This window comes from Brachybacterium aquaticum, assembly GCF_014204755.1.
Classification (GTDB): domain Bacteria; phylum Actinomycetota; class Actinomycetes; order Actinomycetales; family Dermabacteraceae; genus Brachybacterium; species Brachybacterium aquaticum.
The window spans coordinates 785,990-802,282 of sequence record NZ_JACHLZ010000001.1; the positions used below are offsets into that span (position 1 = coordinate 785,990).

Here is a 16,293-nt window from a genome sequence, read left to right on the forward strand (position 1 = left end):
CCCCCACCGCGAGCGGCGCAAGCGCCCGCAGGAGCCGGGCCCGGACCAGCAAGGACAGGAAGTACCGTCGTGGAGCAGTCGCAGCAGGTGCTGCCGGAGACCTCTCAGCAGCGGGCGATGCTCGGCCCCGAGGGTCTCATCGCCCGCACCGTCGCCGAGCACCGCGAGGACCTCCGAGACGTGCGGCGACACCTCCATCGCCACCCGGAGCTGTCCCATCAGGAGCACGCCACCACCGACTTCATCGCCGAGCAGCTCATTGCGCTCGGCCTCTCGCCGAAGCGCATGGCGCACACCGGGCTGATCTGCGACATCCCCGGTGCCGACGAGTCGCTGGACCTCATGGCGCTGCGCGCGGACATGGACGCCCTCGGCATCCCCGAGCTCAGCACCGTCCCCTACCGCTCCACCGTGGACGGCGTCTCCCACGCCTGCGGTCACGACGTGCACATGAGCGCCGTGCTCGGCGCCGCCACCGCCCTGGTCCGCGTCGCCGACGCCGGCGCGCTGCGCCGCGGGGTGCGCCTGGTCTTCCAGCCCGCCGAGGAGATGCACCCCTGCGGCGCGCTCGAGCTCATCGGCCAGGACGTCCTGGCCGGGGTCGACTCGATCCTGGCGCTGCACTGCGACCCGGGCGTGGACGTGGGGCACGTGGGCCTGAAGTCCGGGCCGATCACCTCGGCCACCGACCCGGTCAAGATCCAGGTGCGCGGCGCGGGCGGGCACACCTCCCGCCCCCACCTCACCCAGGACCTCGTCTACGCGCTCGGCTCGATCGCCACCCAGCTGCCCGCCGCGCTGACCCGTCGCATGGACCCCCGCTCCGGCGTGAACCTCACCTGGGGCGCGATCCACGCCGGCTCCACCTTCAACGCGATCCCGTCCTCCGGCACCCTCGAAGGCACGCTGCGCTGCCTCGACCACGACGCCTGGGACCAGGCCGAGGAGCTGCTCGAGACCGTGCTCGCCGACCTCGTGCGCCCCTGGGGCGTGGAGGCCCGCGTCACCCACGACCGCGGCGTGCCGCCCGTGTCCAACTCCCGCGAGACCGTCGAGGTGCTCGCCGCCGCCGTGCGCGGCGTGCTCGGCGCCGACAACCTCGACCCCACCGCCCAGTCCCTCGGCGGCGAGGACTTCGCCTGGTACCTCGAGAAGGTACCCGGCGCGCTCGCCCGACTCGGCACACGCACCCCCGGCGGGCGCACCTACGACCTCCACATGGGCGACCTCATGATCGACGAGCGCGCGATCGGGATCGGCGCCTCCGTGCTCGCCGCCGCCTGCGTCCAGCGCGACCTCTGAGGCGCGGGCCCGTCGGCCGACGTCGCTCCCGACCGACGGCCCCGAGCGACGCCCGTGACCTCGTCCGGCCACCCGCCGTTCACGGGGACGTCGCATCCGCGTCGATTTCATAACGGTTCATGCACGGTCACGCGACCCGGGCCTTCCGGGGTCTCCGCGGGGCTACGCTCCGATCGCACCACGACAGCGACGTCGTCTCGGATCCTGGGGCGCACAGGCCCCGCATTTCCCCACCGGAGGAACCACCCATGAAGAGCATCACGCGTGCCCTCGCCCTCGCCGGCGCCGGCGCCCTGACCCTCGCCGCCTGCGGCTCCGCCCCCGATGAGACCGCCGGCTCCGGCGGCAGCGACGCGGGCGGCGCCTCGAGCGACTACAAGGCCTGCATGGTCTCGGACTCCGGCGGCTGGGACGACAAGTCCTTCAACGAGTCCAGCTACAACGGCCTCCTGAACGCCGAGAAGAACCTCGGCATCCAGCAGCAGACCGCCGAGTCCACCACCGACTCCGACTTCGCCCCGAACATCAACAACATGGTCACCGAGGGCTGCGACCTGATCATCACGGTCGGCTTCCTCCTCGCCCCGGCCACCGGCACCGCCGCGCAGGCCAACGAGGGCACCGACTTCGCGATCGTCGACTCGACCGCCCAGGACGCCGACGGCAACCCGATCGAGCTCGACAACGTCAAGCCCCTCGAGTTCGACACCGCCCAGGCCGCGTTCCTCGCCGGCTACCTCGCCGCCGGCATGACCGAGACCGGCAAGGTCGCCACCTACGGCGGCATGGACATCCCCACCGTCACCATCTTCATGGACGGCTACGCGGACGGCGTCGCGCACTACAACGAGACCCACGGCACCGAGGTCGAGGTGCTCGGCTGGAACAAGGACACCCAGCAGGGCTCCATCGTGGGCACCTTCGAGGACCAGTCCAAGGGCAAGGCCGTCACCGACGAGTTCTACAACGCCGGCGCCGACATCGTCATGCCCGTCGCCGGCCCCGTGGGCGCCGGCACCCTCGCCTCCGCCAAGGAGGGCGAGGGCCGCAAGGTGATCTGGGTCGACGCGGACGGCTACGAGACAAACTCCTCCGATGCCGAGGCGCAGGCCACGATCCTCACCTCCGTCATGAAGGAGATGACCGTCGCGGTCGAGGACGTCATCACCGGCGCTGCCGGTGGCGAGTTCGACGCCACCCCGTACGTCGGCACCCTCGAGAACGGCGGCGTCGGCCTGGCGCCGTTCCACGATTTCGAGGATGATGTCCCCGCTGAGCTCGCCCAGGAGCTCGAGACCCTCAAGCAGGACATCATCGACGGCAAGGTCGTCGTCGAGTCCGAGGCCTCGCCCGCGGGCGCCTGAGAGCCGAATGCATGACCGCGGTCCCCGCCCGCCCGGGCGGGGACCGCGTCCCATGTCCCCACCCCGCACCGCCGAACTGCTCGGTGCGTGCCGACGGAAGCGAGTGCTGTGAAGCTCGAACTGCGCGGGATCACGAAGACTTTCGGGACCTTCGTGGCCAACGACGCCATCGACCTCGTCGTCCAGCCGGGGGAGATCCACTCCCTGCTCGGTGAGAACGGCGCCGGCAAGTCGACCCTGATGAACGTGCTGTACGGGCTGTACCGGCCCGACGGCGGCCAGATCCTGCTGGACGACCGGCCGGTCTCCTTCTCCGACCCCGGGGACGCGATGGCCGCCGGGATCGGCATGGTCCACCAGCACTTCATGCTCGTGCCTGTGTTCACCGTCGCCGAGAACATGGTGCTGGGCAACGAGTGGACCAAGGGCGGCCTGCTCGACCTCGGCGTCGCGCGGAAGCTCGTGCGCGACATCTCCGCCCGCTTCGGCTTCGACCTCGACCCCGATGCCCTGGTCGAGGACCTCCCCGTCGGCGCGCAGCAGCGGGTCGAGATCATCAAGGCCCTCAGCCGCCGCGCCGAGATCCTCGTGCTGGACGAGCCCACCGCCGTGCTCACCCCGCACGAGACCGACGAGCTCATGGAGATCATGCGCCAGCTGCGCGACGAGGGCACCTCCATCGTGTTCATCACCCACAAGCTGCGCGAGGTCAAGGCGGTCTCCGACCGCATCACCGTCATCCGCCGCGGCAAGGTGGTCGGCGAGGCCGACCCGTCGGCCGACCAGGCCGAGCTCGCCTCCCTCATGGTAGGCCGCCAGGTCTCCCTCGCCCAGGACAAGGCCCCCGCCACCCCGGGCGAGGTCGCGCTCGCGGTCGAGGACCTGCGCGTCACCGATGAGGCCGGCACCCGCACCCTGGACGGGGTCACCTTCGACGTGCGCCACGGCGAGGTCCTCGCCATCGCCGGCGTGCAGGGCAACGGCCAGACCGAGCTCACCGAGGCGCTGCTGGGCCTTCAGGACACCGTCCACGGCTCCGCGAAGCTCGAGGGCACCGAGCTCGTGGGCCGCTCCACGAAGAGCATCCTCGACGCGGGCGTGGGCTTCGTCCCCGAGGACCGCACCCACGACGCGCTGGTCGCCGACTTCTCCGTCGCCGAGAACCTCGTGCTCGACCAGCACGACCGCCCGCCCTTCGGCAGCTCGGTCGCGATCTCGCTGAAGGCCGTGAAGGAGAATGCCGAGCGGCTCATCCCCGAGTTCGACATCCGCACCGGCTCGTCCGCGTCCGCCGCGTCCACTCTCTCCGGCGGCAACCAGCAGAAGATCGTCATGGCCCGCGCCCTGAACCGCGAGCTCGCGCTCTTGATCGCCTCCCAGCCCACCCGCGGCGTGGACGTGGGCTCGATCGAGTTCCTCCACCGCCGCATCCTCGACGAGCGCGACAAGGGCACGCCCGTCGTGATCGTGTCCACCGAGCTCGACGAGGTCACCCAGCTCGCCGACCGGATCGCCGTGATGTACCGCGGAAAGATCCTCGGCATCGTCCCCGGGGACGAGGACCGCGACGTGCTCGGCCTGATGATGGCCGGGTACACCGCCGAGGCCGCCCGCGAGGCCGTCGCCGCCGGCGACCGAACCACCGACTCCCAGCTCGCCGACGAAGGAGACATCGCATGACTTCCCCCGTGGACTCGGCGGCCGGAGGCGCCGCGCCCGGTGTCGGCGCCGGCAGCGCCGACGCCACGCCCCCGCCCGAGGAGACGGCCGAGACCGCCCTGGCCAGGAGCTTGCAGCGCTTCGCGCGCAGCGACCTGCTGGTGGTCATCATGGCCTTCGTCTTCGCCTTCCTCATCGGCTCGATCCTCATCGTGGTCGCCGACGCGGAGGTCCGCGAGACCCTCGGCTACTTCTTCGCCCGCCCCACCGACGCGCTGACCGCCATCTGGCAGTCCGTCACCCACGCCTACGGTGCGATGTTCCGCGGCGCGGTCTTCGACGGCACCGGCTTCTCGCGCGCCGCCGAGACGGTGCGCGAGGCCGGCGGGACCGGCACCTACGTGCTCTTCCCGGCGCTCGCCGCGGGTCTGCGCCCCCTCACCGAGACCCTCACCGTCGCCACCCCGCTGATCATCGCCGCGGCCGGCATGGCCGTCAGCTTCCGTGCGGGCCTGTTCAACATCGGCGGCACCGGCCAGCTGATCGTCGGCGCGATGGCGGCCGGGTACATCGGCTTCACCTTCGAGCTGCCGATCGTGCTGCACCTGCTGCTCTCCCTGCTCGCCGGAATCCTCGCCGGTGCGCTGTGGGGCGGCATCGCCGGCTTCCTCAAGGCCCGCTTCGGCGCCAACGAGGTCATCAGCACGATCATGCTGAACTGGATCGCCACCTACCTGCTGTTCTTCGCCCTGAAGACCGCCGCGTTCACCGGCGCGAACCAGTCCCAGCCCACCTCCCCGTCCGTCCGCCCCAACGCCCAGCTTCCCCTGCTGCTCGGCGACGGATTCCGTCTCCACGCGGGCCTGTTCATCGCGGCGGGCGCCGCAGTGCTGCTGTGGTGGCTGATGAGCCGCTCCACGATCGGCTTCCACTTCCGCGCCGTGGGCTCGAACCCGCGCGCCGCCCAGGTCGCCGGCATCTCCCCGGCCCGCACCGCCTTCCTGGTCCTCGCCGTCGCGGGCGCGCTGGTGGGCCTCGCCGGCGCCGTCCACGTGCTGGGCACCGAGCGGCGCCTCACCGAGGGCGTCGCCGGCAACATCGGCTTCGACGCGATCACCGTCGCACTGCTCGGCCGCTCCGGACCCGTCGGCATCGTCCTGGCCGGTCTCCTGTTCGCGGCCCTGTCCACCGGCGGTCGCTTCATGGAGACCAACCAGGGCGTCCCGCTGGACCTCGTGCAGGTCATCCAGGTGCTCGTGGTGCTGTTCATCGCGGCGCCGCCGCTGGTGCGCACCCTGATCGGCCTGCGCCGCATCGACAACCCCGGTGCCGGGGCGCGCGTGCGCCGCGCCAAGAAGGTCCAGGCCGGGGCCGTCGCGACCCGCGCCGCCGAGGACTCCTCGGCCGCCCGCGGGGCGCAGGCCGCTGCCGCTTCCGAGGCCCTGTCGGCCGGGTCGTCCGCGACCGTCGGCACCCCGGCGGGGTCGTCCGACGCGTCCCACCGCGGGGACCCGAGCCCCGACGACGTGCCGGGCGGACCGCCCGGCGCGGCCCCGCCGACCTCGTCGGACGGAGCGAACACCCACCGCTCACCCTCGGCGGACCCCGCGGATGAGGATGCCGACGGCAGGATCGACGGACAGACCGACGGACTGGAGGACCCGCGATGAGCACCGCCCCCGCGGTCGTCACCGACGACTCGATCATCGAGCGGAAGCTGGACGACTCCCGCCCCGGCAACTGGTGGCACCTGCCGATCACCACCACCGTCCTCGGCCTCATCGCGCTGGTCTTCTTCGGGCTGCGCGGCATCCCGGACGCGACCTCCGCGTTCGTCCTGGCCCGCGAGACGGACCTGAACCCGCTGGGCATCGTGCCCGAGCGCGTGGAGCTGCCCTCCATGGGCGGCGCGATCGCGCTCGCGGTCATCGCCCTGCTCGCCTCGGCCGGGCTCTGGGTCCTCCAGGCCCGCAGCGCCCGCCCCTCCCGCAGGGCGAGGATCGCGCTGATCGCCGTGTTCGCCGTGGCGTGGATCATCGCGTTCATGACCTGGGTGATCTCCCAGCGCGCCCTGGACGTGACCACCCTGCTCCAGGGCACGATCGTGCTCGCCGTGCCGCTCGCCTTCGGCGCCCTCTCGGGTGTGCTCTCCGAGCGGGCCGGCGTCATCAACATCGCCATCGAGGGCCAGCTGCTCTTCGGCGCCTTCGGTGCGACGCTGGTCGGCTCCCTCACCGGGAACGTGTGGCTGGGCCTGATCGCGGCGCCGCTCGTGGCGCTGCTGATGGGTGCGCTGCTGGCGCTGTTCGCGGTCGGCTACCACGTCCAGCAGATCATCGTCGGCGTGGTGCTGAACGTCTTCGCGATCGGCCTGACCTCGTTCTTCTTCGGCACCGTGATGCGCCAGAACCCCGGGCAGTTCAACGCCCCGCTGCGCCTGCCCACCCTGCGCATCCCGTTGCTGGCGGACATCCCCGTGATCGGCCGGATGCTGTTCGAGCAGAACGTGCTGGTCTATCTCATGTGGATCATCGTCGCGGTGCTCACCGTGGCCCTGTTCCGCACCCGCTGGGGACTGCGCGTCCGCGCCGTCGGCGAGCATCCCCGCGCCGCGGACACCGTCGGCATCGCTGTGAACCGCACCCGCTGGACCAACGTGCTGCTCGGCGCGGCCGTCGCCGGGCTCGGCGGGGCGACCCTCACCATCGGCACGGGCGTCGCCTTCGGCGAGGAGATGAGCGCCGGCAAGGGCTACATCGCGCTCGCCGCGATGATCCTGGGCCGCTACCACCCCGTCGGGGCGCTGCTGGCGGCGCTCACCTTCGCCTTCGCCGACTCCCTGCAGCTGCGGCTCGGCACGATGTCCGCCGCGGCCGACGGGGTCTCCATCCCCGGCGACTTCCTGCTCATGCTCCCGTACGTGGTCGCGCTGTTCGCGGTCGCGGGAGTGGTGGGACGCGTGCGCGTCCCCGCCGCCGACGGCGAGCCGTACAAGAAGCAGTGACCTCCCGCCGCCCCCGTCGGCGGCACACCGCGCGCCGCGTCCCGGAGCTCCGGGGCGCGGCGCGTTCGTCCCCACGACCCCTCCCGCAGTGAGAGCATCGAGCACATGACCCCGAGCGACCGGGCGCCGCAGGCGCCGACCGTCCCCGCCGAGTTCCGGACCCTGCTGGCCGAGGCCCGCGAGATCGCCGAGCGGGCCTACACCCCCTACTCGCACTTCCGCGTCGGTGCCGCGGCCCTCACCGCGGACGGCCGTCTGGTGCGCGGCTGCAACGTCGAGAACGCCGGCTACGGCGTGACCCTGTGCGCCGAGTGCGGACTGATCAGCGAGCTGATCGCCGGCGGCGGCGGGAAGCTCTCCCGCTTCGTGTGCGTGGGCGGCGACGAGCACCTCTCCCGCGACGCGCGCGACGTGGTCATGCCCTGCGGCCGCTGCCGCCAGCTGCTCTCCGAGCACGCCGGGGAGGGCTTCGTGATCCTCACCCCCGAGGGGCCGCGCAGCATGGACGAGGTCCTCCCGCAGGCCTTCGGACCGGCCGACCTCGCCCTCTGAGCGCGATCCCCGCCAGTCCGTCGCTCCGCCGCACGCCGCCCGGCTCCCGACTGTCCGAATCTCGACCGTCCGACTCCCAGCCCCTGACCCGAGGAGCCCCGATGACCTCCGCAGACCAGACCGCACCCGCCTCCGCCGTCGAGCCCTTCGACGCCGTCGACGTGATCCGCACCAAGCGCGACCGCCAGCGGCTCAGCCCCGAGCAGATCGACTGGGTGATCGACGCGTACACCCGCGGCGTCGTCGCCGAGGAGCAGATGGCCGCGCTCGCCATGGCCGTGTTCCTCAACGGCATGGAGCGCGAGGAGATCGCCCGCTGGACCGCCGCCATGATCGCCAGCGGCGAGCGGATGGACTTCCAGGCCCTCTCCAAGCCCACCACCGACAAGCACTCCACCGGCGGCGTCGGTGACAAGATCACCCTGCCCCTCGCATCCCTGGTCGCCTCCTTCGGCGTGGCCGTGCCGCAGCTGTCCGGCCGCGGGCTCGGCCACACCGGCGGCACCCTCGACAAGCTCGAGGCGATCCCCGGCTGGCGCGCCTCGCTCACGAACGACGAGATGATGCGCCAGCTCGACGAGGTCGGTGCCGTGATCTGCGCGGCCGGCTCGGGCCTGGCCCCCGCGGACAAGAAGCTCTACGCCCTGCGCGACGTCACCGGTACCGTCGAGGCGATCCCGCTGATCGCCTCCTCGATCATGTCCAAGAAGATCGCCGAGGGCACCGCCGCGCTCACGCTGGACGTGAAGACCGGCGCGGGCGCCTTCATGAAGGACGAGGCCGACGCCCGCGAGCTCGCCCGCACCATGGTCGACCTCGGCACCGACGCCGGGGTGCGCACCGTCGCCCTGCTCACCGACATGTCCGCGCCGCTCGGCCGCACCGCCGGCAACGGCCTCGAGGTGCGCGAGTCCCTCGAGGTCCTCGCCGGCGGCGGCCCCGCCGACGTCGTCGAGCTCACCGTGGCGCTCGCCCGCGAGATGCTCGAGGCCGCCGGGGTGCGCGACGCCGACGTGGAGGCCGCACTCAAGGACGGCCGCGCCATGGACACCTGGCGCGCCATGATCGCCGCGCAGGGCGGCGACGCGGACGCCCCGCTGCCGGTCGCGAAGCACGTCGAGGAGCTGCGCGCCACCGAGGACGGCGTGGTGACGGGCCTGGACGCCATGGGCGTGGGCGTGGCCGCCTGGCGCCTCGGCGCGGGCCGCTCCCGCCCCGGCGAGGCCGTGCAGGCCGCCGCCGGCGTCGAGATCGAGAAGCACCTCGGCGACGAGGTGAAGGCCGGGGACGTCCTCGCCCGCCTCCACACCGACACCCCCGAGCGCGTCGGCCGCGCCCTCGAGGCGATCGAGGGCTCCTGGACGCTCGCCGCACCGGGCACGGAGCTGCCCGAGCGGCGGATCGTGCTGGACCGCATCGCCTGAGCGGCGGCAGTCCAGGAGAGAGGGCCCGAGCGGCTGCGCAATGCGCTGCTCGGCCCTGCTCGCTGCTCGGGCCGCAGTCCTCCCTGGGAGTGTCAGCCTCGACGCAGGGTCGGCATGATGTGCTCGGTCATCAGCGGCGCGAGCCGCGCAGAGCCCCCGGAGCCAGCAGCTCCGGTGGGGCCGTCCAGCGGGATCCAGCGATGCTCGGCGAGCTCGGCCCGCACCTCGAGCGGTTCGGGCAGGGCGGCGGCGCAGCGGAACACGGTCGAGCGCACCCGGGTACCGGGCTCGTTCGCCGCGACCGCCTCGAACTCGCCGAGCGGCTCGAGGTCCGACTCCTCGAGGGTCACGCCGATCTCCTCGGCCACCTCCCGCAGCGCCGCCTCCCGGGCGCTCTCACCGGGCTCGAGCTTCCCGCCGACCTGCATGTAGGAGCCGGTGCCGCGCTTGCGCACGGCGAGCAGCTCGGTTCCGGCCGCGCCCTCGCGCACGAAGGCGACCGCGGTGATCTCCAGCACCGAGGCCGGAGATCCCGGACGGTGGTGGTGACGCTCCGCGGCGGCGAGGCACGTCAGCCGCTGCAGCAGCGCGGTGCCCTGGTGCAGGCCGACGGGGCGCATGCCCGCCTCCAGCCAGCGCCGGATGTCGCCCTTCTGCTCCCCGGCCAGCGCCCAGCCGCGGCGCAGCAGGGTCAGCGGTGCCTTCCGGCCCTCGCGCAGGTCCCGCGCGAGGCGCAGGGAGAACACCACCGGCACCGGGCGCTGCAGCACGATCGCGTCGGCCATCAGCCCGAGCCGGGCGAGCGGGGCGATCAGCTCGGCGGCGAAGATCCCCTCGGCGATGATCAGGTCCGCGTCCGACGCATCCAGGGTCGTGGTGCCGAGCCGCCGGGACTCGGGGATCGAGTAGACGGGCACCTCGGCCACGCCGTCGTGCGCGAGGGCGACCAGGGCCTCGAGCGCCGCGCCACCGTTCCAGGAGGCGGTGTCGTCCCAGTCCACGATCCCGAAGCGGTGGGGGAGCGAGGGGTCGTCGTGATCGCGGTAGAACTCGTCCAGCGGCACCGTCGGCAGCCCGGACCGCCGCGACATCACGCCCTTGCCGCTGCCGGACGGCCCGGCCACCAGTACGATCCGGCGCGGCGGGCGGGGACGGTCAGCAGGTGCGGTCATGGACCACGAGTCTAGGCGAGCGGGCAGTCCGTCCCGGACGCCGACGGCCCCGTCGCTCATGCGGAGGGCCCCCGTCCCCGGGCTCCGTGGAACCCGGAACGGGCGCCGTCCGTGGCGCGCCCGTCCGGAGGCGCACCGAGGCCTGCTCAGAAGGTGAGCACGACCTTGCTGCTGCCGCGGCCGGCGGCCGCCTCGAAGGCGGCGGTCGCATCGTCCAGCGGGAACTCGTCGCTGATGACCTGCTCGGCCACGTCGCTCGAGGCCAGCAGCGCCACCGCGTCCTCGATCTCGGTGACGAAGCGGTACGTGCCGCGGTAGTCGATCTCCTTGGACACGATCGGGCCCAGGGCCACGCTGACCGGGGTGGGCGGCAGGTTGCCGACCTGCACCACGGTGGAGGCGCGCGAGATGTTGCGCAGGATCCCGTCGAGCGAGGCGGGGGCGCCGGAGGCCTCGAAGGCGACGGTGATCTGCTCGTCCATGCCGTCGGTGGTGTCGGTGGCGACGTCCGCGTCGAGGGCCAGGGCGCGCTCGCGCGCGGTCTCGGCGAGGTCCACGGCGGTGATGCGGGCGGCGCTCGCGGCGCGGGCCGCGAGGACCACCAACAGGCCGACGGGGCCGCAGCCGCTGACCAGCACGTGCTTGCCGGCCACGTCGCCCGCGCGGTGCACGGCGTGCATCGCCACGGCCAACGGCTCGGCGAGCACGGCGCGACGGGTGGAGAGCCCCTCGGGCAGGATGACGACCTGGTCGGCGTCCACGGTGATCGACTCGGAGAACGCCCCGTCGGTGTGGGGGTCCTGCGCGGCGGAGCCGAAGTAGGTCAGATGCGGGTGGAGGTTCTCGCGGCCGACGAGGCGCTCGGGCAGCTCGCCCTGGGTGCGGGCCGGGTGGACGGTGACGCCCTGACCGACGGCGAGGCCGGTGACGCCCTCGCCGAGCTCCTCGATGCGGCCGGAGATCTCGTGGCCGAGCACGAAGGGGCGCTTCATGACGGCGGTGCCGGAGATGCCCTTCTTCCAGTACCCGAGGTCGGAGCCGCAGATGCCGCCGTACTCGACGGCGATGCGCACCTGCCCGGCGCCGGGGAAGGTCACCTCCTTCTCGACGAGTCGGAGGTCCATGGGGGCGTTGATCTCGAGGGAGCGCATGACGCGCGTCCTTTCTGCGGACCGGGTCCGCGATCGGGTGGTCAGGAGAGGTCGGGGGAGGCGACGGCGGGGTCCGTGGTGCTGGTGCGGTCCGTGGTGCCGGAGCGGTTCGTGGTCCCAACATCGTCGAAGGCTTCGACCGCCGCCATGTGCTCGGCCATCGCGGCGGCGGCCGCCTCGGCGTCACCGGCGAGGATCGCCTCGACGATGCGCGTGTGCTCGGTGTGCTCGACGCCCACGAGTCCGCGGGCCTCGCGGGTCACGCGCAGCTCGCGCATCGCGCGGAACAGCGGCACGCTCACCGCGTCCAGCACGCCCTGCAGGGCGGGGCTGGCCGAGAGCCGGGCGATCGTCGCATGGAGCTGCAGGTCCAGGCGCGGGTACTCCTCGGAGTCCCCGAGCGCCTCGCCCATCCGCGCCAGCAGCGCGGTGAGCTCGGCGCGCTCGGCCTCGATCCCGTCGGCCGGCACGACTGCGTCGGCCGGCCCGAGCCCGTCGGACCCGCCGTCGGTCCCCGCCCCGTCGGCCGACGGGGCCCCACCGCGACCCAATCGGGTCGCGGCGAGCGCGGCGGCGCGCACCTCGAGCGGGGAGCGCAGGTCCATCAGGGTCGAGAAGCCCTCCCCGGGGGCGCCGCGCAGCGCCCGGGAGAGGTAGAAGCGCACCAGCGCCGTGTCCGGCGGGCGCACCCGCGCGGCACGGCCGTTGGCGATCTCGATGATCCCCAGCGCGCCGAGGGCGCTGAGCGCCTCGCGCACCACGGCCTTCGAGCAGCCGAAGCGCTCGGAGAGCGCGCCGACCGAGGGAAGGGCGTCCCCGGCCTCGAGCCCGTCGGCGTCGATGAGGTCCAGCACCGCCTGGCGGGCCTGGCCCACCAGGGTGTCCCGGCTGAGCGCCGAGGAGTCCGCGGCGGTCGGAGCGGTGAGATAGCGCCACGCCGTGTCGCCGAGGCCCGGCGCGGCGCCGGTCGGCACCGCGCCGGCCGGGGCGGGCCCGTCGGCCGACGGGCCCCTCCCCGCGCCGGAGGGGACGGGATCAGAAGGCATTGACCAGTCCGATGACGCCCACCGCGGTGATCGCCGCGGCGGAGATCCACAGCATGACCTCGGTGGGTCGGCCGTCGCGGATCCGCGGATCGGTCTGCGTGCGGGCGAGGTACACCGTCGCGATCGCCGCACCGATGAGGTACACGGCATTGAGGATGCCGGCGATGATCACCAGCAGCAGCGGCGAGGAGGCGATGGTGCCCAGCAGGCCCCAGCCCACCGGCAGCACGATCATGATCACGCGCTGCCAGCGGTCACGGGCGACCTGGTCCTTCCAGTCGTAGGCTCCGAAGACGGCGAGGGTCTGGCCGGTGATGCGGCCGAGGCTCGGGACGTTGGCGAGGATCGTCTTGAACAGCGCCAGGCCCGCGCCGAGCAGGAACAGCACGCCGCCCCAGGTGCCCACGGCCGAGTCGAAGATCGAGGAGATCGTCACCATCACGTCGTTGCCCTTGGGGATCAGGCCCTGGGGGTGCAGCACGGCGGCGCCGAGGATGTAGAACGCGGCGGTAGAGGCGATGTAGACGATCCAGGAGACCCAGGCGTCGACCTTCATCACGGAGATCCAGCCGCGGGCGCGGGAGACCCACGACTCGGAACCGTCGTTCGGGCCGGTCCAGGCGGCGTAGCCCTTCTCCACGACCCAGTAGGTGTAAGCGGTGGTCTCGCCCGCGCCGACGCCGGTCATGCCGAACATCGCGATCGCGACGCCGATGGAGCCTGCCGCGATCTGGAAGCGCATGCCGTCGCCGAGGTCGCCGAGGGTCCAGGCGAAGTCGGTGCCCTGCAGCAGGAACACCATGACGATCGCGAACAGGGTCACCAGCAGCACGAGCACGGTGGAGATGCGCTCCACGACCGCGTAGCGGTTGAAGGAGTGGATGGCGATCGCGACGACCACGAGGATCGCGACCCAGGTGCCGATCGAGAGCAGCGAGTACGGCTCCGGCCCGATCGGGAACAGCGAGGAGAAGGCGAAGGCGGAGGCGCTGATGACACCGGCCTGGCCGATGAAGAACTGCAGGAACATCAGCAGCTGCAGCCAGGAGATCCAGCCGCGCTTCCCGATCCGCGGGGGCACGTCGTCGTAGCCGTCCACGGCCGTGCGGCCGGTGGAGATCGACCAGCGGGCCAGCTCGATCTGGACCCACACCTTGAGGAAGGTGGAGACCAGCACGAGCCACAGCAGCATGAAGCCGACGGTCGCGCCGAGGGTGGTGGCGGTGAGCAGCTCGCCGGAGCCGACCACGGCCGCGGAGGTGATCATGCCGGGGCCGAGGAACTTCAGCTTGCCGCGCAGGGTGGTGGGCGGCTCGGCGATCTGGGAGCCGTCGACCAGGTAGGGGTCCACGCCCTTGGCGATGATCGTGCCGGTGGGGGTGTCGGGGGTGTGCTCGGCGGGGGTGTGCCCGGCGGCGCGGGCGGATCCGCTCGGCGTCGAGCTGTGGGACGTCGTCATCGACGCGTTCTCCTTCTCACGGTCGGGGCGCGAGAAGCGGGGGAGCCGCGTCGCGCCGGATGCCGAGCAACCGATCAGATAGGTGGAGAGGTGCGCGTGCGGTGTCCGTCACGCCCACGCTCGTGGGAGGATTCCGGTCATGACCGCACTCGAGAACGCCCAGCTCGCTAAGCTCATCGACCACACCCTGCTCAAGCCCGAGGCCACCCGCGCCGACGTGGACGCCCTGGCCCGCGAGGCCGAGGCTCTCGGCACCTACTCCATCTGCGTCTCGCCCTCGATGCTGCCGGTGGAGACGACCGTCAAGGTCGCCACCGTCTGCGGCTTCCCCTCCGGGCAGCACGCCCCGTCGATCAAGGCCGCCGAGGCCGCCGACTCGGTCGCCAAGGGCGCCGACGAGGTCGACATGGTCATCAACGTCGGCCTCGCCCGCGCCGGAGAGTTCGGCGCCGTGCAGGACGAGATCCGTGCCGTGCGCGAGGCCGCTCCGGCCCCCGTGGTGCTGAAGGTGATCATCGAGTCCGCGGCCTTGAACGACGAGCAGATCGTGGGCGTGTGCCGCGCCGCCGCCGAGGCGGGTGCCGACTTCGTGAAGACCTCCACGGGCTTCCACCCCGCCGGCGGCGCCTCCGAGCACGCCGTGGCGCTCATGCGCGAGACCGTCGACGACCGCCTCGGCGTCAAGGCCTCCGGCGGGATCCGCACCCGCGAGGCGGCCGAGGCCATGGTCGCCGCGGGCGCGAGTCGGCTGGGCCTGTCCTCCTCCAAGGCCATCCTCGAGGGCGGCACCGGCAGCGGGTACTGAGCAGCCGGCTCCGAGCCGGATCCGGGCCGGCGAGCGGGCGGGCGTCCGCCGACCGGCCCGGGAGCATGACCTGCGCGTCGTGAGGGCGCGCGGGAGGGGACCACGAGGGGGATCGTGATGAACGACGACCGACGACTGCTCGATGCTCTGGGGCGGGGCCGACGGCGGCTCCTCGCCGTTGCGCTGACGGGGATGCTCGTGCTCGCCCAGCTCCTGCTGGGCGCCGCGAACCCGGCCGGGGCCTGCGCCTGCGGGGCGTTCTTCGACCCCGTCGACCAGCGCACCGACGCCGGTGTGCTGCGGGAGACGGCGATCCTGTCCCTGGACGACGGGGTCGAGACGATCATCATGGGCCTGGCCCTGGACGGCACGCGCACCGGGTCGACCCTGCTGATGCCCACCCCGTCCGTGCCGGAGGTGAGCGCCGCCTCCTCCGGGACGCTGCGCGAGATGCAGACGGCGACCGCGCCGCGCGAGGAGGTCGAGTACGACCTGTGGGGCGACAATCCCTTCCTCGCTGGGTCCGGGGCGCCGGGGGGCAGCGCGCCGACGGGAGGCACGGGCGTCACAGTGCATGAGCAGTCCCGGGTGGGGGACTACGACGTCGCCGTGCTCGAGGGCGGCGCCGACTCGGTGCGGACCTGGCTCGCCGAGAACGGCTACGAGCTGACCGACTCCGTCTCCGTGCTGCTGGACCCGTACGCCGAGGAGGGCTGGGTGTTCACCGCGGTGCGCTACGCCGCCGACGCCGAGCTCGGCGGCGAGATGGAGCCGCTCCGGATCGACTTCCCGAGCGACGAGCTCGTCTACCCGATGCGCTTCTCCCAGGCCGCGACGCAGCGCCAGAGCCTCTCGCTGTTCGTGCTCTCCGACCAGCCGATGCGGCGCACCGACGGCTCCGTCGACGGGCAGCGCGTCCAGCGGCCGTGGATCGCCGACCCGACCCTTTGGGACTGGGACTGGAGCGATCCGACGCTGCGCGAGCTGACCGGCACCGCGGCAGCAGAGGCCGCGGACGGCATCGAGGACGAGACCCGCCATCGGATCGTCACCGAGTTCGACATCTCCGGCGAGCCTGGATCCTTCAGCGAGGACTTCACCTTCGGCCCGGACCCGGAGGCGGACCACGTCGTGCCCACCTACACGGTCACCGAGATCGTCACCTTCGCGGGCTTCCCCGTCGGCTGGCTGCTGGTGGCCGCGGGCGTCGTCACTGCGCTCGCCCTGATCGTCGCGGCCGCCTCCCTGGCCTCCGCCCGCAGGGCACGGCGGCGCGCACGGGGCTGAGCCGCATCGGGCGGACCGCTCGGACGCCGGGCCGGTCGGGCGCTGCACCGCTCCTGCGCGGAGCCGCG

Annotated in this window: 13 protein-coding genes; 9 read left to right on the forward strand and 4 right to left on the reverse strand. The window is 72.8% G+C overall.

All coding sequences use genetic code 11. The features are described 5' to 3' along the window. Window positions 1-69: 69 nt before the first annotated feature. From HNR70_RS03485 to HNR70_RS03515, 7 genes are all read left to right on the forward strand, one after another. Window positions 70-1,302, forward strand: a complete 1,233-nt coding sequence (locus HNR70_RS03485) for a M20 family metallopeptidase (RefSeq protein ID WP_184324426.1) — start codon at window positions 70-72, stop codon at window positions 1,300-1,302. Between the two features lie 248 nt (window positions 1,303-1,550). Then, the gene (locus HNR70_RS03490; RefSeq protein WP_184324427.1) at window positions 1,551-2,666 is read left to right on the forward strand and encodes a BMP family lipoprotein; all 1,116 of its coding nucleotides are present in this window, start codon (window positions 1,551-1,553) and stop codon (window positions 2,664-2,666) included. Window positions 2,667-2,774: 108 nt separating this feature from the next. Continuing rightward, entirely contained in the window at window positions 2,775-4,346 is a 1,572-nt protein-coding gene (locus HNR70_RS03495; protein ID WP_184324428.1) for an ABC transporter ATP-binding protein, read from the forward strand. After that, the gene (locus tag HNR70_RS03500; protein WP_184324429.1) at window positions 4,343-5,995 is read left to right on the forward strand and encodes an ABC transporter permease; all 1,653 of its coding nucleotides are present in this window, start codon (window positions 4,343-4,345) and stop codon (window positions 5,993-5,995) included. Before HNR70_RS03495 ends, HNR70_RS03500 begins: the two co-directional genes overlap by 4 nt. Continuing rightward, on the forward strand, window positions 5,992-7,329 hold the full coding sequence (locus HNR70_RS03505) for an ABC transporter permease (RefSeq protein WP_184324430.1): 1,338 nt from the start codon (window positions 5,992-5,994) through the stop codon (window positions 7,327-7,329). The genes HNR70_RS03500 and HNR70_RS03505 overlap by 4 nt, the downstream gene beginning before the upstream one ends. A 105-nt stretch (window positions 7,330-7,434) precedes the next feature. Continuing rightward, the gene (locus tag HNR70_RS03510) at window positions 7,435-7,881 is read left to right on the forward strand and encodes a cytidine deaminase (protein ID WP_184324431.1); all 447 of its coding nucleotides are present in this window, start codon (window positions 7,435-7,437) and stop codon (window positions 7,879-7,881) included. Between the two features lie 101 nt (window positions 7,882-7,982). Further along, the gene (locus HNR70_RS03515; protein WP_184324432.1) at window positions 7,983-9,305 is read left to right on the forward strand and encodes a thymidine phosphorylase; all 1,323 of its coding nucleotides are present in this window, start codon (window positions 7,983-7,985) and stop codon (window positions 9,303-9,305) included. 92 nt (window positions 9,306-9,397) lie between these two features. On the opposite strand, the gene HNR70_RS03520 is transcribed toward HNR70_RS03515, so the two are convergent. The 4 genes from HNR70_RS03520 to HNR70_RS03535 all read right to left on the reverse strand — a co-directional run bounded on the left by HNR70_RS03520 (window position 9,398) and on the right by HNR70_RS03535 (window position 14,133). Then, window positions 9,398-10,477: an NUDIX domain-containing protein gene (locus HNR70_RS03520; RefSeq protein ID WP_184324433.1), complete on the reverse strand. Its 1,080-nt coding sequence runs from the start codon at window positions 10,475-10,477 to the stop codon at window positions 9,398-9,400. Window positions 10,478-10,623: 146 nt separating this feature from the next. Then, a complete protein-coding gene (locus HNR70_RS03525) occupies window positions 10,624-11,628 on the reverse strand; it encodes an L-idonate 5-dehydrogenase (RefSeq protein ID WP_184324434.1) in 1,005 nt (334 codons plus the stop codon). A 41-nt stretch (window positions 11,629-11,669) separates the two neighbouring features. Continuing rightward, window positions 11,670-12,674: a FadR/GntR family transcriptional regulator gene (locus HNR70_RS03530; protein ID WP_184324435.1), complete on the reverse strand. Its 1,005-nt coding sequence runs from the start codon at window positions 12,672-12,674 to the stop codon at window positions 11,670-11,672. Next, window positions 12,664-14,133 carry an Nramp family divalent metal transporter gene (locus HNR70_RS03535; protein ID WP_184324436.1) on the reverse strand — a complete coding sequence of 490 codons (1,470 nt, stop codon included), beginning with the start codon at window positions 14,131-14,133 and terminating at the stop codon, window positions 12,664-12,666. The genes HNR70_RS03530 and HNR70_RS03535 overlap by 11 nt, the downstream gene beginning before the upstream one ends. Before the next feature lie 139 nt (window positions 14,134-14,272). On the opposite strand from HNR70_RS03535, the gene deoC reads away from it, so the two are divergent. Next, a complete protein-coding gene (deoC, locus tag HNR70_RS03540; protein WP_184324437.1) occupies window positions 14,273-14,938 on the forward strand; it encodes a deoxyribose-phosphate aldolase in 666 nt (221 codons plus the stop codon). 117 nt (window positions 14,939-15,055) lie between these two features. Continuing rightward, complete coding sequence (locus HNR70_RS03545; protein WP_184324438.1) at window positions 15,056-16,225, forward strand: DUF2330 domain-containing protein; 1,170 nt, start codon at window positions 15,056-15,058, stop codon at window positions 16,223-16,225. The last annotated feature ends 68 nt before the right edge of the window (window positions 16,226-16,293 follow it).